We start from the raw sequence: 22,033 nt of genomic DNA, 5'->3' as shown, positions 1-22,033 counted from the left end.
CCCCCTCGCTCACTCGCTCACTGCCAACGGAACCAGCGCACCGACGCGCCGGTCAGGGCGACCGCCCACAGGGCCATGACCCCGAGCGCGGCCCAGCCGGGCCAGCCGCCCGACGCTGCCGTGTCGAGGGCCTCGGAGGCGGCGCCGAAGGGGGTGAGCCCGACGATCCGCTGCAGGGTATCGGGCATGGCCTGGACCGGTACCCAGACTCCGGCGGTGAACATGGTGGGGAAGAAGACGGCCGAGCCGACGGCGGTGGCGATCTTCTGCGTGCGGGAGACGGCGCACACGGTCGCGCCGAGCGCGAGCCCGCAGGCGACGGCGAGCAGCAGGGCGAGCAGGTACCCGGCGGGGTTCCCCGGCAGGGCGACGCCGAAGGCGAGGCGGCCGACCGCGATCACGAGCAGCGCGGAGACGAGCGCGGCGGCGGCGTGCAGCGCGAGCTGGGCGGTGAGCAGGGCCCCGGGCCGTACGGGGGTGGTGGACATCCGGCGCAGGATGCCGCGCTCGCGGTAGCCGGAGAGGACCGGGGGCATGGCCTGGAGCCCGGACATGATGAGGGCGAAGAGGACGGAGACGGGGACGTACAGGTCGATGACCCGGCGTCCGCCGAGGTCCTCGGAGGCCTCCCGGAAGGAGGGGATCAGGCCGAGGATCACGAGCAGCAGAGTCGGCGAGAGCATGACCCAGAACAGGCTGCCGGGCTCGCGGCCGAAGAGCCGCGCCTCGGTCTTCAGGACGGTCGCGGTGGGAGTGCTCATCGGTGGTCGTTTCCCGTCAGGTCGAGGTAGGCGTCGTCGAGGGTGGCGTCGGTGACCCGGAGCTGGTGGGCGGTGACGCCTTGGCGGGCGAGGAGGGAGACGAAGGCGGTGACGGTCTCGTCGGTGCCGCCGACGACCGTGCGCCCGTCGGCGGTGGTGACGGAGACGGCCCCGGGGAGCGCCCGCAGTTCGGCCGGGTCGACGGGGGTGCCGGCGGCGAAGGAGATCTCCTTGGCGCTGCCGGAGCGTCCGATCAGGCCGTCGGGGGTGTCGAGGGCGGCGACCCGGCCGCGGTCGAGGACGGCGATCCGGTCGCAGAGGCGCTGGGCCTCCTCCATGAAGTGGGTGACGAGCAGGACGGTCACCCCGCTGTCCCGGACGGCCTCGACCAGCGACCAGACCTCGCGGCGGGCGCGCGGGTCGAGGCCGGTGGTCAGTTCGTCGAGGACGACGACCCGGGGGTCCCCGATCAGGGCGAGGGCGATGAACAGGCGCTGCTTCTGGCCACCGGACAGCTTCGCGAACCGCACCTTCAGATGGGGCAGGAGCCCGAGCCGTTCGGCGAGCGCGTGCGGGTCGGCGGGCCGCTCGTGGAAGGAGGCGTACAGGTCGAGGGCCTCGCGGACGGTCAGTTTGGGCTGGAGCTCGCTCTCCTGGAGCTGGACGCCGAGGACCCGGGTCACCTCGGCGCGCCGCACGGCGGGGTCGTACCCGCAGACGCGGACCAGGCCCTCGTCGGGGGTGCGCAGCCCCTCGACGCACTCCACGGTGGTGGTCTTGCCGGCGCCGTTGGGCCCGAGGATCCCGAAGACCTCCCCCTCGCCGACCTCGAAGGAGACCCCGTCGACGACCTTCCGGCCGTCGTAGGACTTGTGCAGTCCCCGCACTTCGATCGCTGCTGTCGTCATGCCCCGAGCCTCCCGTCCGGGGCGGCCCGCCGGTATCGGCCGATCCGCTCGGACCGGCCATCAGCCGATCGGTTGACGGCCGGTACGACCCCCGGGGCGCCGGGGCCGGAAAACCGGATGAGCGGTGTCAGTGGCGAACCGTAAGGTCGGACCTGATGCCCGAGAACCCCTTCCCCCCGCCAAGCACCCCCGACCGGTCGGCGGTGCGCGTCCTGCTCCGCCTGTGGCCGTACGTACGACCCGTGCGGGGGCGGCTGTTCACGGCCGCCTTCGTCGCGATCGTCGCCTCCTGTCTGTCGCTGGTCATCCCCCTCGTCCTGAAGTGGCTGGTGGACGGGCCGGTGGCGGACCGGGACCCGGGGGGCGTGTGGCTCGGCGCGCTGTACCTGCTGCTGCTCGGGATCGCGGAGGCGGTGCTGTTCGGCTTCCGGCGCTGGCTGGTGGCTCGGCCGCTCGCCGGGGTGGAGGCGCGGATGCGGGCCGACCTGTACGGCAGGCTCCAGCGACTGCCGATCGCCTTCCACGACCGGTGGGCGTCGGGCCAGCTCCTCTCCCGGGGGACGACGGACCTGATGCTGGTCCGCATGTTCCTCGCCTTCCCGCTGACCTTCCTCCTGGTCAACGGCGTGACGATCCTCGCCGGGTACGTGCTGCTGCTCTCCCAGGACTGGTCCCTCGGCCTGGTGCTGCTGACCCCGGTGCTGCCGCTGGTGGTGGTCTGCTCGCTCTTCGAGGGCCGGTACGGCCGGGTGGCGCGCCGGGCCCAGGACCAGGTGGGCGATCTGACGACGGTCGTGGAGGAGAGCGTCCTCGGCGTCCGGATCGTCAAGGGCTTCGGCCGGCACCGCAGCCAGGCCCGGGCCTTCCGCGACCTCTCCGAACGCCTGCGGGGCACGGAGCTGGTCAAGGCCCGGCTGCTCGCCATGATCTGGGCGGTCATCACGGTCGTACCGGAACTGGCCATCGGCGCGGCGCTCGTCCTCGGCACGGTGCAGGTCGCGGACGGCGACCTGTCGGCGGGCACGCTCGTGGCGTTCCTGTCGACGGCGCTCGCACTGCGCTGGCCGGTGGAGTCGATCGGCTTCCTCCTGGCGATGAGCCAGGAGGCGGCGACGGCGACGGAGCGGTACTTCGAGGTGATGGACGCCGAGGAGGAACCGGACACGGCCGCCCCGGGGTCCTCGCGGACCACCGGCCCGGACGGGGTCCGCTTCGAGAACGTCACCTTCCGCTACCCGGACGCCCCGCAGGACGCCCCGCCGGTCCTGGACGGCGTCGACCTGCACATCCGACCCGGCGAAACACTCGCCCTGGTCGGCGGCACGGGCTCCGGAAAAACAACGCTCACCGCCCTCGTACCGCGCCTGCACGAGACGACGAGCGGCCGGATCCTCCTCGACGGCGAGGACATCGCGCTCATGGAGCGGAGCCGCCTCCGCTCCCTGGTGTCGATGGCCTTCGAGGAACCCACCCTGTTCTCCGCGTCCGTCGGCGAGAACGTCCTGATGGGGGCCGGCGGCACGGCCGGCGAACCGGAACTGCGGCGCGCCCTCGCCGTGGCCCAGGCGGACGGCTTCGTGGACCGGCTGCCCGAGGGCGCGGCGACCCAGGTCGGCGAGCAGGGCCTGAGCCTGTCGGGCGGCCAGCGGCAGCGGCTCGCCCTGGCCCGCGCGGTGGTCGGCCGCCCCCGCTTCCTGGTCCTGGACGACCCCCTCTCCGCCCTCGACGTGCACACGGAGGCCCGGGTGGAGGCGGCCCTGCGGGAGGTGCTGCGGGAGACGACGGCCCTGGTGGTGGCGCACCGCCCGTCGACGGTGATGCTGGCCGACCGGGTCGCGCTGCTGTCCGGGGGCCGGATCGCGGCCGTGGGCACCCACCAGGAACTGCTGCGGAGCAGCGAGGAGTACGCCTGGCTGATGTCGGGCGAGAAGGAACGGCGATGACGGACACCACGCTCACGAAGCCGCCCACCACCGCGCCGGACGAGCCGGACCCCTTCGACCGCGACGACCTGCCCGCGCCCCCGGGGGCGACGGGCGCCCTGCTCCGCTCCCTCCTGTCCGCGCACCGCGCGCGGGTCGCGGTCGCCGCGCTGGTCCTCCTGGTCAAGGAGGCGGCGGTCCAGGCGGGCCCGCTGCTGGTCGCGTACGCCATCGACCGCGGCGTCCCGGCCTTCCGCGCGGGCGACCACGGCCCTGTGGTCGCGGTGGCCCTCGGCTACCTCCTCTGCGCGGCCCTCTCGGGCCTCCTCCAGTACGCCTTCGTCCGGGGAGCGGCCCGCGTCAACCAGGACGTCCTCCTGGACCTGCGCGGCCGGATCTTCCGCCACGCGCAGCTGCTCAGCGTCGACTTCCACGAGCGCTACACCTCGGGCCGCCTGATCTCCCGCTCGACCACGGACGTGGAGTCGCTGCGCGAACTCCTCTCGGAGGGCCTCCAGGAACTGATCGGCGTGGTCCTCTCCTTCCTCTCGATCACCCTCGTCCTCCTCTGGCTGGACCTGGGCATCGGCGCGGTGGCGACGGCGTCCTTCGTCCCCCTCTACCTCCTGGTGCAGCTCTACCGCCGCCGCGCGGGCCGGGTGTACGGGGAGCGTTCCACCGCGATCGCGGGCGTGATCGTGAAGTTCGCGGAGACGATGAACGGCATCCGCCCGGTCCGCGCGTTCCGCCGCGAGAAGACCAACGACACGGAATTCTCGGCGCTCAACCACCGGCACGAACGAAGCAACGGCGACGCGCTCCTCGAAATGGCCCGCTACGTCGTCGGTTCGCGCCTCGTGGCGAACACGGCAGTGGCCGGAATGTGCCTCTGGGGCGCGTACCGGGTGGCGGAGGGCTCCCTGGAGCTGGGCGTCCTGGCGGCGGCCGTCCTGTACATGCGGCGCCTGTACGACCCGATCGACCGCCTGGGCATGTTCCTCAACTCGTACGAGTCGGCGGCGGCGTCCCTCGCCAAGATCGCGGGCCTCCTGGCCCAGGAACCGGGCGTCCCGGAGACGACGGCGCCCCACGAACTCCCCCACCGCACCGGCGCCCCGGGCCGGGAGGTGGTCTTCGACAACGTGAGGTTCGCGTACCGCACGGGAGGCGAGGTCCTCCCCACCTTCGACCTGAAGATCCCGGCCGGCCAGACGGTGGCCGTAGTAGGAGCGACGGGCGCAGGAAAATCAACCCTGGCCAAACTCCTGGCCCGCTTCTACGACCCGACGGAAGGCCGAGTCCTCCTCGACGGCACCGACCTCCGCGACCTCACCACCCCCGACCTCCGCCGGGGAATCGTCATGGTCACCCAGGAGGCCTTCCTCTTCTCGGGCACGGTGGCGGAGAACATCGCGATCGGCCGCCCGGACGCGACCCGCGCAGAAATCGAGGAAGCGGCAAAAGCCATCGGAGCCCACGACTTCATCAAGGATCTCCCCGACGGCTACGACACGGACGTACGCAAGCGAGGCGGCCGCATCTCGGCGGGCCAGCGCCAACTGGTGGCTTTCGCCCGCGCGCTCCTGGCGAATCCAGCAGTCCTGATCCTGGACGAGGCGACGAGCTCCCTCGACGTACCGGGTGAAAGGGCGGTCCAACAGGCGATGGACACGGTCCTGAAGGGCCGTACGGCGGTGGTCATCGCCCACCGCCTGTCGACGGTCGAGGTGGCGGACCGGGTCCTGGTGATGGAGTCGGGCCGCATCGTCGAGGACGGCCCGCCGTCGACCCTGGTGACGGGAGACGGCCACTACGCGGGCCTGCACCGGGCGTGGCGGGACAGCCTGGTGGGCTGAGGAGGAGGCACGCGAGTGGGGGGCGTGGAGGAGGAGGACGCACGCGAGTGGGGGCCGTGGAGGGGGCCGCGTTCGGGACGTAAAGCGTGATGTGTGGCGCACGGGAACCGGTCACTCCACCAGGCCCCGCACGCGCCGTAAATCATGCAGTCCCGAACGCGGCCCCCTCCGCGGCCCCCACGCCCCCGGGGGCACCGGCGCACGCCCCACCCCCATCGACCGCGGGCAAAAGGACACCTCCACCCGAACAGAAAGCAACACCACCCCCACCCCCCACGAAACGTCCGCTTAACGAACGCGCCCGCACCGACAGCGGACGATTTCTGGCCAACTTCCAGCCGCACTCCTGACAGGTCCCCGTCATCCCTGCCACTCTCTCCCCTGCCCCGAACGAAAGTTCCCGGCGCCACCCGAACGTGCTCAACCGCTCTCCTTGCTCTGCCCGACGGCCTCACCCAGGCCCGCCGGTACCCCCCTCGCAAAAGGAGTCCGCGTGAGATCCACGCCCAGCCGTCGCGCCACCGCGACCGGCGCCCTGATAGCCGCCGCAGCCATGATCGCCGTGAGCGTCCAGACGGGCGCCGCCACCGCGGCGGACACCCCGTTCGGCGTCGCGCCCAAGGCCCAGCAGGGCACCTCGGCGAACCCCGGCAAGCTCCCGGCCGACCTCACCCCCGCCGAGCGCACCGCGCTCATCAAGGCGGCCGACGCCGACAAGGACGCCACGGCCAAGTCCCTCGGCCTCACCGCCCAGGAGAAGCTGGTCGTCCGCGACGTCGTCCAGGACCGCGACGGCACGACCCACACCCGCTACGAGCGGACCTACGCGGGCCTCCCCGTCCTCGGCGGCGACCTGATCGTCGAGGAGACGAAGGCCGGCGCCCGGCAGAGCGTCACCAAGGCGGTCCGCGCGGAGCTGAAGAACGTCGACACGACCGCCAAGGTCGCCCCGGCGGTCGCCGAGAAGCAGGCCGTCGGCCTCGCCCAGGCGGACGGCTCCGAGAAGACCGCCGCCAGCCGCGCCCCGCGCAAGGTGGTCTGGCTCGCCGAGGGCACCCCGGTCCTCGCGTACGAGACCGTCGTCGGCGGCCTCCAGCACGACGGCACCCCGAACGAGCTGCACGTCGTCACGGACGCCAAGACGGGCGCGAAGCTCTACGAGTGGCAGGCCGTCGAGACGGGCACCGGCAACACGCAGTACAGCGGCCAGGTGACGCTCGGCACCGCGCCCTCGTACACGCTGACGGACACGGGCCGCGGCAACCACAAGACGTACAACCTCAACGGCGGCAGCTCCGGCACGGGAACGCTGTTCACCAACTCCACCGACGTGTGGGGCAACGGCAGCCCGTCGAACAAGGAGACCGCCGGCGCCGACGCGCACTACGGCGCCGCGCTCACCTGGGACTACTACAAGAACGTGCACGGCCGCACCGGCATCCGCGGCGACGGCGTCGGCGCGTACTCCCGGGTCCACTACGGCAACGCGTACGTCAACGCCTTCTGGCAGGACTCCTGCTTCTGCATGACGTACGGCGACGGCGCGGGCAACGCCAAGCCGCTGACCTCGATCGACGTGGCCGCGCACGAGATGACGCACGGCCTCACCTCGGTCACCGCCAAGCTGGTCTACAGCGGCGAGTCCGGCGGCCTCAACGAGGCCACCTCGGACATCTTCGCGGCGGCGGTCGAGTTCTACGCCAACAACCCGCAGGACCAGGGCGACTACCTGGTCGGCGAGAAGATCGACATCCGCGGCAACGGCACCCCGCTGCGCTACATGGACAAGCCGAGCAAGGACGGCTCGTCCAAGGACGCCTGGTACTCGGGCATCGGCTCGATCGACGTCCACTACTCCTCGGGCCCGGCGAACCACTGGTTCTACCTGCTCTCCGAGGGCAGCGGCGCGAAGACGATCAACGGCGTGAACTACGACTCGCCGACCTCGGACGGCCTGCCCGTCACGGGCATCGGCCGGGACAAGGCCGCGCTGATCTGGTTCAAGGCGCTCACCACCAAGTTCGGTTCGAACACCAACTACGCCGCGGCCCGCACGGGCACGGTCGACGTGGCGAAGGCGCTCTACGGCGCCACCAGCCCCGAGGTGACGGCCGTCGAGAACGCCTGGGCCGCCATCAACGTCGGCGCCCGCCCCGGCGGCGGCAACCCCGGTGGCAAGGTCTTCGAGAACACCGCCGACGTCTCGATCCCGGACAACGGCGCCGCGGTCACCTCGACGGTCAACGTCACCGGCGTCACCGGCAACGCCCCCAGCAACCTCTCGGTCGGCGTGGACATCGTCCACACCTACAAGGGCGACCTGGTCGTGGACCTCATCGCCCCCGACGGCTCGGTCTACAACCTGCACAACCGCGCGGGCGGCAGCGCCGACAACATCGTGCAGACCTTCACCGTGAACGCCTCCTCGGAGGTCGCCAACGGCGCCTGGAAGCTCCGCGTCCAGGACAGGGCCTCGTACGACACCGGCTACATCAACGGCTTCAAGCTGACCTTCCCGTAACCGTCACGGAAAGGCCGGAACGAAGCGACGGACGCCCCGGGAGCAACGCTCCCGGGGCGTCCGCGCGTCCTCCGTAGGGTGGAACGCATGATCAGGGTGCTGCTGGCCGACGACGAGACGATGATCAGGGCCGGGGTGCGGGCCATCCTCGCCACCGACCCCGGGATCGAGGTGGTGGCGGAGGCCGGCGACGGGCGCGAGGCGGTCGAGCTGGCCCGCGAGCACCGGCCGGACGTCGTCCTGCTCGATGTCCGGATGCCCCGGCTCGACGGGCTGGCCGCCGCCGAGGAGCTGCGCGGGGCCGTGCCGGGCGCGGCCGTCGTCGTGCTCACGACCTTCTCGGAGGACGCCTACATCGCGCGGGCGCTCGGCTCGGGCGTCGGCGGCTTCCTGTTGAAGTCGGGGGATCCGCGCGAACTCGTCGCCGGGGTGAAGGCGGTGGCGGCCGGCGGCGCCGCGCTCTCCCCCTCGGTAGCCCGCCGGGTCATCGACACCCTGGGCGGCGAGCGGTTCACCCGCGCCGCCGAGGCGCGGACCCGCCTGGAGCCGCTGACGGGCCGGGAGCGGGAGGTCGTGGCCCTCCTGGGCGCGGGTCTCTCGAACCAGGAGATCGCGGACCGGATGCACATCGCCGAGGGCACGGTGAAGGCACACGTGAGCGCGGTTCTGAGCCGTCTGGACCTGCGCAACCGGGTCCAACTGGCGGTCCTGGCGCACGAGGCGGGCCTGGTCGCGCATGACTGAACGCCCCCGCCGTCCCTGGCCCGGAAAGAGCAAGCGCCCCCACGGCCCCTGGCCCCACACGCGCGAACACCTCCGCCGCACCACCCGCGAACACGCCGCCGACACGGCCCTCTGGCTCCTCCTCTCCCTCCCGGTCCTCCTCCGCTCGGACCCGAACGACGGTGGCTCCTGGCCGCTGGTCGCCCTGGGGGTGACGGTCCTCGGCGGCTGTGTCGCGGTGAGCAGGCGGTGGCCGCTGGTGCCGCTCGCGATCACGGTCGCGGCGAGCCTGACCCTCACCCTGGAGCTGTTCACCCCCTCGTACAGCCTGGCCCTGGTGGCCTTCGGCTACCTCGCGGGGCGACGGCAGGAGCGGACGCGCGGGGCGCTGTGGCTGTTCGCCGCGATCGCGGCGACGGGACTGCTCCTGACCGCGGTCACGCACACGCCCCCGGCCCAGTGGTTCACCCTCCTCCTGGCACTGGCCCTGGCGGTCGTGGCGCCGTGGCTGATCGGCCGTTACGTGCGCCAGTACGACCGGCTGGTGCGCAGCGGCTGGGAGCTGGCGGACCGGATGGAACGGGAGCAGGCGGCCGTCGCGGACCGGGAGCGGCTGCGGGAGCGGTCCAGGATCGCGGGCGACATGCACGACTCCCTGGGCCACGACCTGGCCCTGATCGCGGTCCGGGCGGGCGCCCTGGAGCTGGACCCGGGCCTCGGCCCGGACCAGCGGCGGGCGGCGGGCGAACTGCGGCGCGCGGCGGCGGACGCGACGGCCCGGCTGCGGGACGTCATCGGCGTACTGCGGGAGGACGGCACGGCGGCGCCGACGACCCCACCCGGCGAAACGGTGGAGGAACTGGTGACCCGCGCCCAAGCGTCGGGCCTGCCCGTCACGTTCGTGACGTCACCGATGCCACCCCTCCCGGGAATGACGGGTCCCGCCCTGTACCGAGTGGTCCAGGAGGGCCTGACGAACGCGACCAAGCACGCCCCGGGCGCGCCGATCTCGCTCACGATCGCCCCGGAGCCGACCGAGGAGGCCGTACGGGTCCGCGTCCTCAACGCCCCGGCTTCCACGGCGACCACCCCCCTCCCCTCCCCCGGCACGGGCCTCGTCGCCCTGGACGAACGGGTCCGCCTCGCGGGCGGCACCCTGACGCACGGGCCGACGGCGGACGGCGGCTTCGCCCTGGAGGCCGTCCTGCCCCGCAACCCCCCACCGCCCCCACCCACGGCCCCCACCTCCGCACGCGAACTGGACCGGGCCCGCCGCGAGGTGCGCCGGGGCCTCACGCAGGCGATCTGGATCCCCCTGGCCCTCCTCACGGCCCTCGGCCTTCTGATGACCGGGGTCGCCCTGTGGACCCAGCACCGATCGCACCTGGACCCGGCCGAGTACGCCCGCCTGCGCATCGGCCAGCCGTACGCACAGGTCACCGAGCACCTGCCCGCCCGCTCCCTGGACGGCCCGCCCCACGGCGCCCCCGCCGAACCGCCGGGCGCGGACGAGTGCCGCTACTACCGGACGACCCTCCTCGCCACGATCCCGGTCTACCGCCTGTGCTTCACGGCCGGGCACCTCACCGACAAGACCGAGGTGCCCTGAACGGTCACGAAGGGAAACGACCCCTCGCGCCCCCGCGGGAAACCCGCCGTCCGGTCAGCTCCGCCAGGCGGGCACGTCGGGGAGCGGGCCGGGCGGGTCGAGGGTGAGGCCGTGTCCGTCCGCGCGGCCGGTCAGCCAGCCCAGGAGGGCCGTCGCCGGCCCCGACACCCGTGGTCCGCGCCCGCCGCCGACCGGACGCAGCACCCGGTCCTCGTCGGCGATCAGCACCATGCCGGGCGCGTCGTCGCGTTCCCGCAGCCCGGCCGCCGTGGTCGCGAGTTCGCGGGCGATGAAGAACGGGGGCCAGTCCGCGGGCCGGTGGCCGCGCCCCAGGTCGGTGTGGTGCACCTCCACCTCGCGCAGCATGCTGCCGACGGCGCCCCGCACGGGGCGCATCCCGCCGCCCAGCCGGCGCACCGGCACCTCCCACTCCGTGTCCGGGTGCTCGGCGGCGGTCGTCAGGAAGCCGCCCAGCGCACCGCGCAGGTCCGCCGCCAGCTCGGCGGCCGGCCGCCCGGCGCCCTCCTCGATCTCCCGCTCCCGCTGCGCCTCGTCGTCGTACTGCGCGAGGTCCGCGCCCGTGCGGGCTGCGGTCAGCAGCCGGGTGCGCGAGTCGGCACTGCGGGCGATGTGGGTGAGCACGTGCGCCCGGGTCCACCCGGGCAGCAGCGAGGGGGCCCCTACGTCGTCGTCCGTCAGGGCCGCCGCCGAGGCGTGCAACCGCTCCACGGACGTGCGCAGCAGGGGCAGCAGGGCGGCGGGCGCCACGCTTCCGTCGTACGTCATGGCCTGGCTCCGTTCGGTGTCCGCGCGTCCCCGCACCGGTTCCCCGGAAACCGGCCCGCACCCCACCGGGCGACGTGCGACCGGCCCGGAGGCGGGTCCTGAGGGCCGTGGTGCCTCGGGGCGAGGCACCACGGTTCAGGGGATCCGGACGACCCCTACCGCAACAACACCCCCGCCCCCGCCCCCGTCGTCTCCTCCGGGAGGGTCGCCAGGCCCAGTTCGGTGGGGTGGGCGAGGAGGGGGTGGGTGGGGAGGACGCGGACGGTGCAGCCGAAGGAGCCGGTGCGGTCGAGTTCCAGGGTGCCCGCGTACGGGAGGCGGCCCTCCAGGTCCGGGCCGCCCGCCGGCTTGAGGGTGACGGTGCGGGGGGACGTGAGGGTGTCGTCGGCGTCGACCCGGCCGGTGACGGCCTGGACCTCGACGTCGTCGGGGGCGAGCGTGCCGAGGGCGACCCGGACGCGGACGACCGGGGTGGCGCCCAGCTCCGCGTCGGCCACGTCGTCCGCGAGGCCGTCGCCGACCTCGACGTGCTCGACGGCCACCTTGGGCCAGGCCTCCCGGACCCGGGCCTTCCAGGCGGCGAGTTCGCGGGCCCGGCCCGGGGTGAGCGCCCGGCGGGCGGAGGCGGCGGGGGCGTAGAGCCGCTCGACGTACTCGCGGACCATGCGGTCGGCGAGGACCTTGGGCCCGAGGTCGGCGAGGGTGCGGCGGACCATCGCCGTCCAGCCGGACGGCACCCCGTCGGGGCCCCGGTCGTAGAAGCGGGGGGCGACCCGGCGCTCGATCAGCTCGTAGAGGGCGGCGGCCTCCAGGTCGTCGCGGCGCTCCTCGTCGGCGGCGGCCGCGCCGTCGGCGGTGGGGATGGCCCAGCCGAAGTCGGGCTCGAACCACTCGTCCCACCAGCCGTCGAGGACGGAGAGGTTGAGGCAGCCGTTGAGGGCGGCCTTCATGCCGCTGGTGCCGCAGGCCTCCAGGGGGCGCAGGGGGTTGTTGAGCCAGACGTCGCAGCCGGGGTAGAGACCGCGGGCCATCTCCATGCCGTAGTCGGGCAGGAAGACGATCCGGTGCCGGACCCGGGGGTCGTCGGCGAACCGGACGAGTTCCTGCACGAGCCGCTTGCCGCCGTCGTCGGCGGGGTGGGCCTTGCCGGCGACGACGAGCTGCACGGGCCGCTCGGGGTGGAGCAGCAGCGACCGCAGCCGGTCCTTGTCGCGCAGCATCAGGGTGAGCCGCTTGTACGAGGGGACGCGGCGGGCGAAGCCGATGGTGAGGACGTCGGGGTCGAGGACGGAGTCGGTCCAGCCGAGTTCGGCGGCGGCCGCGCCGCGCTGCCGCCAGGAGGCCCGCAGCCGGTCCCGTACGTCGGCGACGAGCCGTTCCCGCAGGGTGCGGCGCAGGTCCCACAGCTCCCGGTCGCTCGCGTCGGGGCCGAGGGGGCCGACCTCGGGGGCGACCCAGGTGGGGGCGTGGACACCGTTGGTGATGGAGGTGATCGGCACCTCGTCGGCGTCGAATCCCGGCCAGAGTCCGGCGAACATGGCGCGGCTGACGGCGCCGTGGAGGGTGGAGACGCCGTTGGCGCGCTGGGCGAGCCGCAGGCCCATGGCGGCCATGTTGAAGACGCCGGGTTCGCCGCCGAGGGGGAGTTCGTCGCCGAGGGCGAGGACGCGGCCGGTGTCGACGCCGGGCAGGGCGCCGTCCTCGCCGAGGTGGCGGGCGACCAGGGCGCGGTCGAAGCGGTCGATGCCGGCCGGGACGGGGGTGTGGGTGGTGAAGACGGTCCCGGCCCGGACGGTCTCCAGGGCGCTGTCGAAGTCGAGCCCGTCGCCCTGGAGCTCCCGGATGCGTTCGAGGCCGAGGAAGCCGGCGTGGCCCTCGTTGGTGTGGAAGACCTCGGGGACGGGGTGGCCGGTGAGCCGGGTGTACGTGCGGACGGCGCGGACGCCGCCGATGCCGAGCAGCATCTCCTGGAGGAGCCGGTGCTCGCTGCCGCCGCCGTAGAGGCGGTCGGTGACGCCGCGTTCGCCGGGGGCGTTCTCCTCGACGTCGGAGTCGAGCATGAGCAGCGGGACGCGGCCGACCTGGGCGGTCCACAGGTGGGCGTGCAGGCTGCGGCCGCCGGGCAGGGCGAGGGTGACGCGGGCGGGGGTGCCGTCGGGCTCGCGGAGCAGGGTGACGGGCAGCTCGCCGGGGTCGAGGACGGGGTACTGCTCCTGCTGCCAGCCGTCCCTGCCGAGGGACTGGCGGAAGTAGCCGTGCCGGTAGAGCAGGCCGACGCCGATCAGGGGGACGCCGAGGTCGCTGGCGGCCTTGAGGTGGTCGCCGGCGAGGATCCCGAGGCCGCCGGAGTACTGGGGCAGGGCAGCGGCCACGCCGAACTCGGGCGAGAAGTAGGCGACGGCGGCCGGGAGGTCGCCGGACTGCTCCTGGTACCAGCGGGGGGCGTGCAGATAGGCGTCGAGGTCCTCGGCGGCGGCGCGGAGCCGGGCCAGGAAGTCCTGGTCGGCGGCGAGCGCGGCGAGCCGGGGGGCTTCGAGGGAGCCGAGGATCCGGACGGGGTCGGTGCCGGGCGGGGCACCGGGACCGGAGGTGGCGAGGGACTCGAAGAGGGCCCGGGTGGGCTCGTGCCAGGACCAGCGCAGGTTGCGCGCCAGGTCGGCGAGGGGTCGAAGGGTGTCGGGGAGGACGGGACGCACGGTGAATCGACGGATTGCCTTCACGTGTTCCACCTTCGCAGGCGAGTACGGAGCGGAGCGGGCGCACCACGCTGTGTGCCCGGCGTGCCGTTCCGATGGTAGCCCCGACCGGATCGGAGCAACGGGAACCGACGGGCGGGGAAACCCCTGTGACGGGCCGTGCGGGAGCAACCTCCCGATGCCACGGGGACGGTGACGACTTCGTGTCCGACTTCCGCCCTTGCCCGTTTTGCTACGACCCGGTAGTTAACAAAGCGCCGGATTGCCCGGGGGTGCACCATGGGAAGGCTCCTCCGGTAACGCCCGGCACGCGCCCGTTCCCGACCCCCTTTCGCCCCCTCGGTTCGGCCTTCCGGGTGAACGCGGGCGGGAGAGGGCACGCCCCCGACCCGCCGGCCGTCGGCGGAGCTAGAAAGAGCGCACCACCACCCGCACCCCCGTAACCCGTCAGGTGATGCTGTGAATCCGCTCATGGGACGCATTCCCGTACTGGACGTCCGCCCACTGGTCGACTGCGGCCGGCGCCCCGCGAAGGCGGTGGCCGGAGAGACCTTCGAGGTGACGGCGACCGTCTTCCGCGAGGGTCACGACGCGGTCGCCGCCAATGTCGTGCTGCGCGGCCCGTCGGGCCGTCCCGGCCCCTGGATCCCGATGCGCGAACTGGCCCCGGGCACCGACCGGTGGGGTGCCGAGGTCACCCCGGACGCCGAGGGCTCGTGGACGTACGCCGTCGAGGCCTGGAGCGACCCGATCGCCACCTGGCGGCACACGGCGAAGATCAAGATCCCGGCCGGGATCGACTCCGAGCTGGTCCTCGCCGAGGGGGCCGAGCTGCACGAGCGGGCGGCGAAGGGCGTCCCGAAGAAGGGCGGCGGCCGGGAGGCCGTGCTGGCGGTGGCGGACACGCTGCGCGACCCGTCCCGCCCCGCCGCCGTGCGGCTCGCGGCGGCGCTCGCCCCCCGGGTGGTGGAGGTCCTGGAACGCCATCCGCTGCGCGAACTGGTCACCTCCTCGCCGAAGTTCCCCCTCCAGGTGGAGCGGGAGCGGGCCCTGTACGGCTCGTGGTACGAGTTCTTCCCGCGTTCGGAGGGCGCGCGGACGGTCGACGGGCGCACGGTCCCGGGGAACTTCCGGACGGCCGCCGAGCGGCTGCCGGCGGTGGCGGCGATGGGCTTCGACGTGGTGTACCTGCCGCCGGTGCACCCGATCGGCGAGACGCACCGCAAGGGACCGAACAACTCCCTGTCGGCGTCGCCGGGCGACGTGGGCGTGCCGTGGGCGATCGGTTCGCCGGAGGGCGGGCACGACGCGCTCCACCCGGACCTGGGCACCTTCGAGGACTTCGACGCCTTCGTGGCGCGGGCCAGGGAGCTGCGTCTGGAGATCGCGCTCGACTTCGCGCTCCAGTGCTCGCCGGACCACCCGTGGGTGGAGAAGCACCCGGACTGGTTCCACCAGCGGCCGGACGGCTCGATCGCGTACGCGGAGAACCCGCCGAAGAAGTACCAGGACATCTACCCGATCGCGTTCGACAAGGACATGGACGGGATCGTCGAGGAGACCGTGCGGGTGCTGCGGCACTGGATGGACCACGGGATCCGGATCTTCCGCGTCGACAACCCGCACACCAAGCCGGTGGTGTTCTGGGAGCGGGTGATCCGTGAGGTCAACGGGGCCGATCCGGACGTGGTCTTCCTGGCGGAGGCGTTCACCCGGCCCGCGATGATGCGGACCCTGGGCGCGATCGGCTTCCAGCAGTCGTACACGTACTTCACCTGGCGCAACACCAAGGAGGAGCTGACGGAGTACCTGACGGAGCTGTCCCGGGAGACGGCCGCGCAGATGCGGCCGAACTTCTGGGTGAACACCCCGGACATCCTGCCCGGCTACCTCCAGGAGGGCGGTCGGCCCGCGTTCGAGGTGCGGGCGGTGCTCGCGGCGACGCTCTCGCCGTCCTGGGGCATGTACGCCGGGTACGAGCTGTGCGAGAACACCCCGCTGCGGGAGGGCGGCGAGGAGTACCTGGACTCGGAGAAGTACGAACTGCGGCCCCGTGACTGGGAGTCGGCGGAGCGCGCGGGGCGCACGATCACCCCGCTGATCACGAACCTGAACCGGATCAGGCGCCGCCACCCGGCCCTGCGCCGGCTGCGGAACCTGACCTTCCACGAGGCGGACAACCCGCAGGTGATCGCGTACAGCAAGCGCTCCGGTTCGAACACCGTTCTGGTGGTCGTCAACCTCGACCCGCACCACACCCAGGAGGCGACGGTCTCGTTGAACATGCCGGAACTCGGCCTCGACTGGCACGAGACCGCGCCGGTGCGCGACGAGCTCACCGGCGAGACCTATCACTGGGGCAGGTCCAACTACGTGCGCCTGGAACCGGGCGTCACGCCCGCGCACGTGCTGGCCCTGCGACCGTCCCCGCAGACCGGAGGGTCACCCACCTCATGACTGTCAACGAGCCCGTCCCCGACAAGTTCGAGGACACCCCCGCCAAGGACCGTGACCCCGACTGGTTCAAGCGGGCCGTCTTCTACGAGGTCCTCGTCCGCTCCTTCCAGGACAGCAACGGCGACGGCGTCGGCGACCTGAAGGGCATCACGTCCAAGCTGGACTACCTCCAGTGGCTGGGCGTGGACTGCCTCTGGCTGCCGCCGTTCTTCAAGTCCCCGCTGCGGGACGGCGGCTACGACGTGGCCGACTACACCTCGGTGCTCCCGGAGTTCGGCGACCTGGCCGACTTCGTGGAGTTCGTGGACGCGGCCCACCAGCGCGGCATGCGCGTGATCATCGACTTCGTCATGAACCACACCAGCGACCAGCACATGTGGTTCCAGGAGTCGCGGCGCGATCCGGACGGGCCGTACGGCGACTACTACGTCTGGGCCGACGACGACAAGCAGTACCCGGACGCCCGGATCATCTTCGTCGACACGGAGACCTCCAACTGGACCTTCGACCCGGTGCGCAAGCAGTACTACTGGCACCGGTTCTTCTCGCACCAGCCGGACCTCAACTACGAGAACCCGGCGGTGCAGAAGGAGATCCTGTCCGCGCTGAAGTTCTGGCTGGACCTGGGGATCGACGGCTTCCGGCTGGACGCGGTGCCGTACCTGTACCAGGAGGAGGGCACCAACTGCGAGAACCTCCCGGCCACCCACGCCTTCCTGAAGCGGGTCCGCAAGGAGATCGACGAGCACTACCCGGACACGGTGCTGCTCGCCGAGGCGAACCAGTGGCCGGAGGACGTCGTCGACTACTTCGGCGACTTCCGGTCGGGCGGCGACGAGTGCCACATGGCGTTCCACTTCCCGGTCATGCCGCGGATCTTCATGGCGGTGCGGCGCGAGTCCCGCTACCCGGTCTCCGAGATCCTGGCGAAGACCCCGGAGATCCCGTCCGGCTGCCAGTGGGGCATCTTCCTGCGCAACCACGACGAGCTGACGCTCGAGATGGTCACGGACGAAGAGCGCGACTACATGTACTCCGAGTACGCCAAGGACCCGCGGATGCGGGCCAACATCGGCATCCGGCGCCGGCTCGCCCCGCTCCTGGACAACGACCGCAACCAGATGGAGCTGTTCACCGCGCTGCTCTTCTCGCTGCCCGGTTCGCCGGTGCTGTACTACGGCGACGAGATCGGCATGGGCGACAACATCTGGCTGGGCGACCGGGACGGGGTGCGGACCCCGATGCAGTGGACGCCCGACCGGAACGCCGGGTTCTCCTCCTGCGACCCGGGCCGGCTGTACCTTCCGGCCATCATGGACCCGGTCCACGGCTACCAGGTGACCAACGTCGAGGCGGGCATGGCCTCGCCGTCGTCGCTGCTGCACTGGACGAAGCGGATGATCGAGATCCGCAAGCAGAACCGGGCCTTCGGGACGGGGACGTACACGGAGCTCCCGGCGTCGAATCCGGCCGTGCTCGCGTTCCTGCGCGAGGACGGCGACGACCTGGTGCTGTGCGTGAACAACTTCTCGCGGTTCGCGCAGCCGACCGAGCTGGACCTGCGCCGCTTCGCCGGCCTGCACCCGACGGAGCTGATCGGCGGCGTGAAGTTCCCGGCCATCGGTCAACTCCCGTACCTGCTGACCCTCGCGGGACACGGGTTCTACTGGTTCCGCCTCAAGAAGGCCTGACCGCGAGCCGGTTCGGCCACGTCCGCGGTGGGGCGGTTTCACCCGCCCCACCCTGGGCACTGTGACCCACACACGATTCAGGTCCATACGGGCCTTCTTCCCGGGCCCGTACGGATCTTCCCTTTCCGACACGTCCCGCACATCCGGACAGTCCAAGCCGCCATCCGGGACACTCTGCGCATTTGAACGTATACGAAAGCCAACTGCGCGCCCCGGGGAAAGGACGCGATGCCATGCCGGAGACCGCATCCACCACCCGGGCCCCGGACGCCCTCCTTCCGTCCCTCGCCCCCCTGCTCCACGAATGGCTGCCACGGCAGCGCTGGTTCGCGGGCAAGGGCCGCCGGGTCACCGGATTCACCCTGGACGCGGCCACCGAGCTGCTGCCGCTGGACGGCCCGGGGCCCGGCCTCCTCCATCTGCTCGTACGGGTCGAACAGCCGGGCCGCCCGGCCGGTTCGCCCTCCGACTGCTACCAACTGCTCCTGGGCGTACGGACCCAGCTCCCGCCCCGCCTCGCCCCCGCCCTGATCGGGCGGATCCGGCAGGGGCCGCTCGCCGGACGGGCCGTCTACGAAGGGCTGCGGGACCCGCGGCTCGCGGGGCTCCTCTACGAGCGGCTGCGCACCCCGGGCCGGACCGGCCCGCTGCGCTTCCACGCCACCGCCGCCCTGCCGGCCGCGCTCGCGCCCCGCGTGCTCGACGCCGAGCAGTCCAACTCCTCGCTCGTCTACGGCGACGCGTACATCCTGAAGATCTTCCGGCGGGTCAGCCCCGGCGCCAACCCCGACCTGGAGCTGCCGCTCGCGCTCAGCCGGGCCGGCTGCGCCCGGGTGCCCGCGCCGGTCGCCTGGTTCGAGTCGGGGGCCGCGACCCTCGGCGTCCTCCAGCCCTATCTGCGGGACTCCCGGGACGGCTGGCGGCTCGCGCTCGACGCGCTGGCCGACGGGCGGGAGTTCACCACCGAGGCGCGGGCGCTCGGCCGCGCCACGGCCGAGGTGCACCTGGCGCTCGCCGGGGCGCTGCCGACGCGGCGGCTCGGGAAGGCCGAGGCCGAGCTGCTCGCCGACGCGATGGACCGGCGGCTGCACGCGGCGGCGCAGGCCGTGCCCGCGCTGCTGCCGCACGTGCCGGGGCTCCGGGCCGTCTTCGCGGCGGCGGGCGGGGCGGCCGAGGCGGGGGCGCTCCAGCGCATCCACGGCGACCTGCACCTCGGGCAGACCCTGCGGGGCTCCGACGGGGCGTGGGCGGTCATCGACTTCGAGGGCGAGCCCGCGAAGCCGCTGGACGAGCGGCGCAGCCCGCAGCCCACGGTCCGGGACGTCGCGGGGATGCTCCGCTCCTTCGACTACGCGGCCCGCACCCACCGCCCGTGGAACGCCGACTGGGCGGCCCGCTGCCGCGACGCCTTCTGCGGCGGCTACGCGGAGGCGGCGGGCGCCGACCCGCGCTCGGACCCGGCGCTCCTGCGTGCCTACGAGACCGACAAGGCGGTGTACGAGGTCGTGTACGAGGCCCGTCACCGGCCGGACTGGCTGCCGGTCCCGATGGCGGCGATCGAACGCCTGGCGGCGGTCGGGTGATGCCCTCGCCCACGACCGCCTCCGCCCGTACGAGTACGCCCGTGCCCGCGGGCACCCCTTCCCGTACGGGAACGTCCCCGATCACGGGCGCTGTCTCCCGTACGGGCGCGTCCCCGTTCGGAGCAGTGTCCCGCTCCCCCGTGCCCGCCCCCGCCCGCGGTGATCGCCACGCGCCCCGTTCGGCGGAGTTTCCCGGGCGGGCGGCGGGCCGTTCATCCTCCGTATCCCCTTCTTCCGCCCTCCAGGAGGCCGCCCCGTGACCGCCCGATCCGCAGGCAAGACGTCCCCTGCCAAGAAGACGCCCGCGCCGGACCGGACCGCCGTACGGAAGGCGCCACCGCTCGACCCGGGCGACCGGGCCCGGCTGCTCGCCGGGGAGCACCACGACCCGCACGGGGTGCTCGGCGCGCACCCGGTGCGCGGCGGGGTGGTGGTGCGGGTGCTGCGCCCGTTCGCCCGCGAGGTCGCCGTCCTCACCAAGGGCCGCCGGATCGTGCTCCACGACGACGGGGACGGGCTCTTCTCCGGGCTGCTGCCGCTGCTGCGGAAGGTGCCGGCGTACGAGCTGCGGGTGCGGTACGACGAAGGGCCCGAGCTGGAGCTCCAGGACCCGTACCGCTTCCTGCCCTCGCTCGGCGAGCTGGACCTGCACCTGATCGGGGAGGGCCGGCACGAGGAGCTGTGGACGGCGCTCGGCTCCCGGATCATGACGCACGAGGGCGTGACCGGCACCCGGTTCGCGGTCTGGGCGCCGAACGCGCGCGGGGTGCGGCTGACCGGCGAGTTCACGTGCTGGGGCGCGGGCCTGCCGATGCGCTCGCTCGGTTCGACGGGCGTGTGGGAGCTGTTCGTGCCCGGCCTCGGCGAGGGCACGGTCTACAAGTACGACATCACCCGGCCCGACGGCTCGCACACGCTGCGGGCGGACCCGATGGCCCGGCGGACCGAGTGCCCGCCGAACACGGCGTCGATCGTCACCGAGTCGCACCACGTGTGGAACGACGCGGAGTGGATGGAGCGGCGGGGCGCGCGCCCGGCGCACGAGGCGCCGCTGTCGGTGTACGAGGTGCACCTGGCGTCCTGGCGGCCGGGGCTGACCTATCGCGAGCTGGCCGAGCAGCTGCCCGCGTACGTGCGCGACCTCGGGTTCACGCACGTGGAGTTCATGCCGGTCGCCGAGCACCCCTTCGGCGGCTCGTGGGGCTACCAGGTGACCGGGTTCTACGCGCCGACGGCCCGGATGGGCACCCCGGACGACTTCAAGTACCTGGTGGACGCGCTGCACCGGGCGGGGATCGGGGTCCTGATGGACTGGGTCCCGGCGCACTTCCCGAAGGACGACTGGGCGCTCGCGGAGTTCGACGGGCGGCCGCTGTACGAGCACGAGGACCCGCGCCGGTCGCACCACCCGGACTGGGGGACCCTGGAGTTCGACTACGGGCGCAAGGAGGTGCGGAACTTCCTGGTGGCGAACGCCGTGTACTGGTGCCAGGAGTTCCACATCGACGGCCTGCGGGTGGACGCGGTCGCCTCGATGCTCTACCTGGACTACTCGCGCGAGCACGGCGAGTGGGTGCCGAACGAGTTCGGCGGCCGGGAGAACCCGGACGCGGTGGCGTTCCTCCAGGAGATGAACGCGACCGTGTACCGGCGCTGCCCGGGGATCGTGACCTTCGCGGAGGAGTCCACGGCCTGGGACGGGGTGACGCGGGCGACGGACCAGGTGGGTCCGGGCGGCTTCGGCGGGCTCGGCTTCGGCATGAAGTGGAACATGGGCTGGATGCACGACTCCCTGGAGTACGTGCAGAAGGAGCCGGTGCACCGGAAGTACCACCACAACGAGATGACGTTCTCGATGGTGTACGCGTACAGCGAGAACTACATCCTGCCGATCTCGCACGACGAGGTGGTGCACGGCAAGCGGTCGCTGGTGTCGAAGATGCCGGGCGACTGGTGGCAGCAGCGGGCCGACCACCGCGCGTACCTGGGCTTCATGTGGGCCCATCCGGGCAAGCAACTCCTCTACATGGGGCAGGAGTTCGCACAGGGCGGGGAGTGGTCGGCGGACCACGGGCCGGACTGGTGGCTGCTCGACCCGGAGTACGGGGCGGAGGCCGACCACCGGGGCGTCCAGGACCTGGTGCGCGACCTGAACACGGTCTACACGGCGACGCCGTCGCTGTGGGAGCGGGACACCTCGCCGGAGGGGTTCGAGTGGGTGGTCGGGGACGCGGCCGACGACAACGTCTTCGCGTTCCTGCGCTTCGACGGCTTCGGCTCGCCGCTGCTCGCCGTGTCGAACTTCTCGCCGGTGGTGCGGCACGACTACCGGCTCGGGGTACCGGACACCTTCGCGGCCTGGACGGAGGTGCTGAACACGGACGCGGCCCGGTACGGGGGCTCGGACGTGGTCGGCACCGACCCGGTGAAGACCGAGTCGGTGCCGTGGCACGGGCGGGAGTCGAGCGTGCGGATGACGCTGCCGCCGCTGGCGACGGTGTGGCTCAGGCCGGCTTGAAG

At 72.8% G+C, this 22,033-nt stretch carries 13 protein-coding genes; 9 read left to right on the top strand and 4 right to left on the bottom strand.

All coding sequences use genetic code 11. The features are described from left to right. Window positions 1-17: 17 nt before the first annotated feature. Entirely contained in the window at window positions 18-761 is a 744-nt protein-coding gene (locus tag CP977_RS24065) for an ABC transporter permease (RefSeq protein ID WP_062752126.1), read from the bottom strand. Continuing rightward, complete coding sequence (locus CP977_RS24060; RefSeq protein ID WP_062752127.1) at window positions 758-1,669, bottom strand: ABC transporter ATP-binding protein; 912 nt, start codon at window positions 1,667-1,669, stop codon at window positions 758-760. Before CP977_RS24060 ends, CP977_RS24065 begins: the two co-directional genes overlap by 4 nt. 155 nt (window positions 1,670-1,824) lie before the next feature. Between CP977_RS24060 and CP977_RS24055 the strand changes: the two genes are divergently transcribed. The 5 genes from CP977_RS24055 to CP977_RS24035 all read left to right on the top strand — a co-directional run bounded on the left by CP977_RS24055 (window position 1,825) and on the right by CP977_RS24035 (window position 10,300). Next, window positions 1,825-3,612, top strand: coding sequence for an ABC transporter ATP-binding protein (locus tag CP977_RS24055; protein WP_062752128.1), 1,788 nt, complete (start codon window positions 1,825-1,827; stop codon window positions 3,610-3,612). Continuing rightward, window positions 3,609-5,447: an ABC transporter ATP-binding protein gene (locus CP977_RS24050; protein WP_062752129.1), complete on the top strand. Its 1,839-nt coding sequence runs from the start codon at window positions 3,609-3,611 to the stop codon at window positions 5,445-5,447. The genes CP977_RS24055 and CP977_RS24050 overlap by 4 nt, the downstream gene beginning before the upstream one ends. A gap of 493 nt (window positions 5,448-5,940) precedes the next feature. After that, the gene (locus tag CP977_RS24045; protein ID WP_109185417.1) at window positions 5,941-7,968 is read left to right on the top strand and encodes a M4 family metallopeptidase; all 2,028 of its coding nucleotides are present in this window, start codon (window positions 5,941-5,943) and stop codon (window positions 7,966-7,968) included. A gap of 87 nt (window positions 7,969-8,055) precedes the next feature. Beyond that, a complete protein-coding gene (locus tag CP977_RS24040; protein WP_062752131.1) occupies window positions 8,056-8,712 on the top strand; it encodes a response regulator in 657 nt (218 codons plus the stop codon). Then, window positions 8,705-10,300, top strand: a complete 1,596-nt coding sequence (locus CP977_RS24035; protein ID WP_152370792.1) for a sensor histidine kinase — start codon at window positions 8,705-8,707, stop codon at window positions 10,298-10,300. Before CP977_RS24040 ends, CP977_RS24035 begins: the two co-directional genes overlap by 8 nt. 54 nt (window positions 10,301-10,354) lie before the next feature. On the opposite strand, the gene CP977_RS24030 is transcribed toward CP977_RS24035, so the two are convergent. Next, window positions 10,355-11,086: a maleylpyruvate isomerase family mycothiol-dependent enzyme gene (locus CP977_RS24030; RefSeq protein ID WP_152370791.1), complete on the bottom strand. Its 732-nt coding sequence runs from the start codon at window positions 11,084-11,086 to the stop codon at window positions 10,355-10,357. A 155-nt stretch (window positions 11,087-11,241) separates the two neighbouring features. Continuing rightward, a complete protein-coding gene (glgP, locus tag CP977_RS24025; protein WP_109185412.1) occupies window positions 11,242-13,806 on the bottom strand; it encodes an alpha-glucan family phosphorylase in 2,565 nt (854 codons plus the stop codon). A gap of 447 nt (window positions 13,807-14,253) precedes the next feature. Here glgP and CP977_RS24020 point away from each other — a divergent pair, with 447 nt between their 5' ends. The 4 genes from CP977_RS24020 to glgB all read left to right on the top strand — a co-directional run bounded on the left by CP977_RS24020 (window position 14,254) and on the right by glgB (window position 22,031). After that, window positions 14,254-16,239 carry an alpha-1,4-glucan--maltose-1-phosphate maltosyltransferase gene (locus CP977_RS24020; protein WP_062752136.1) on the top strand — a complete coding sequence of 662 codons (1,986 nt, stop codon included), beginning with the start codon at window positions 14,254-14,256 and terminating at the stop codon, window positions 16,237-16,239. Next, a complete protein-coding gene (gene treS / locus CP977_RS24015; protein WP_062752137.1) occupies window positions 16,236-17,930 on the top strand; it encodes a maltose alpha-D-glucosyltransferase in 1,695 nt (564 codons plus the stop codon). The genes CP977_RS24020 and treS overlap by 4 nt, the downstream gene beginning before the upstream one ends. Before the next feature lie 233 nt (window positions 17,931-18,163). Next, window positions 18,164-19,513 (top strand): maltokinase N-terminal cap-like domain-containing protein, encoded by a 1,350-nt coding sequence (locus tag CP977_RS24010; protein WP_062752138.1) that lies wholly within the window; start codon window positions 18,164-18,166, stop codon window positions 19,511-19,513. Between the two features lie 256 nt (window positions 19,514-19,769). After that, complete coding sequence (gene glgB, locus CP977_RS24005; protein WP_183953273.1) at window positions 19,770-22,031, top strand: 1,4-alpha-glucan branching enzyme; 2,262 nt, start codon at window positions 19,770-19,772, stop codon at window positions 22,029-22,031. Window positions 22,032-22,033: the final 2 nt, after the last annotated feature.

Source organism: Streptomyces cinereoruber (assembly GCF_009299385.1).
GTDB classification, from domain to species: Bacteria; Actinomycetota; Actinomycetes; order Streptomycetales; family Streptomycetaceae; genus Streptomyces; species Streptomyces bikiniensis.
Note: the sequence above shows the minus strand (reverse complement) of the source record. Positions and strands in the feature narration are given on the sequence as shown.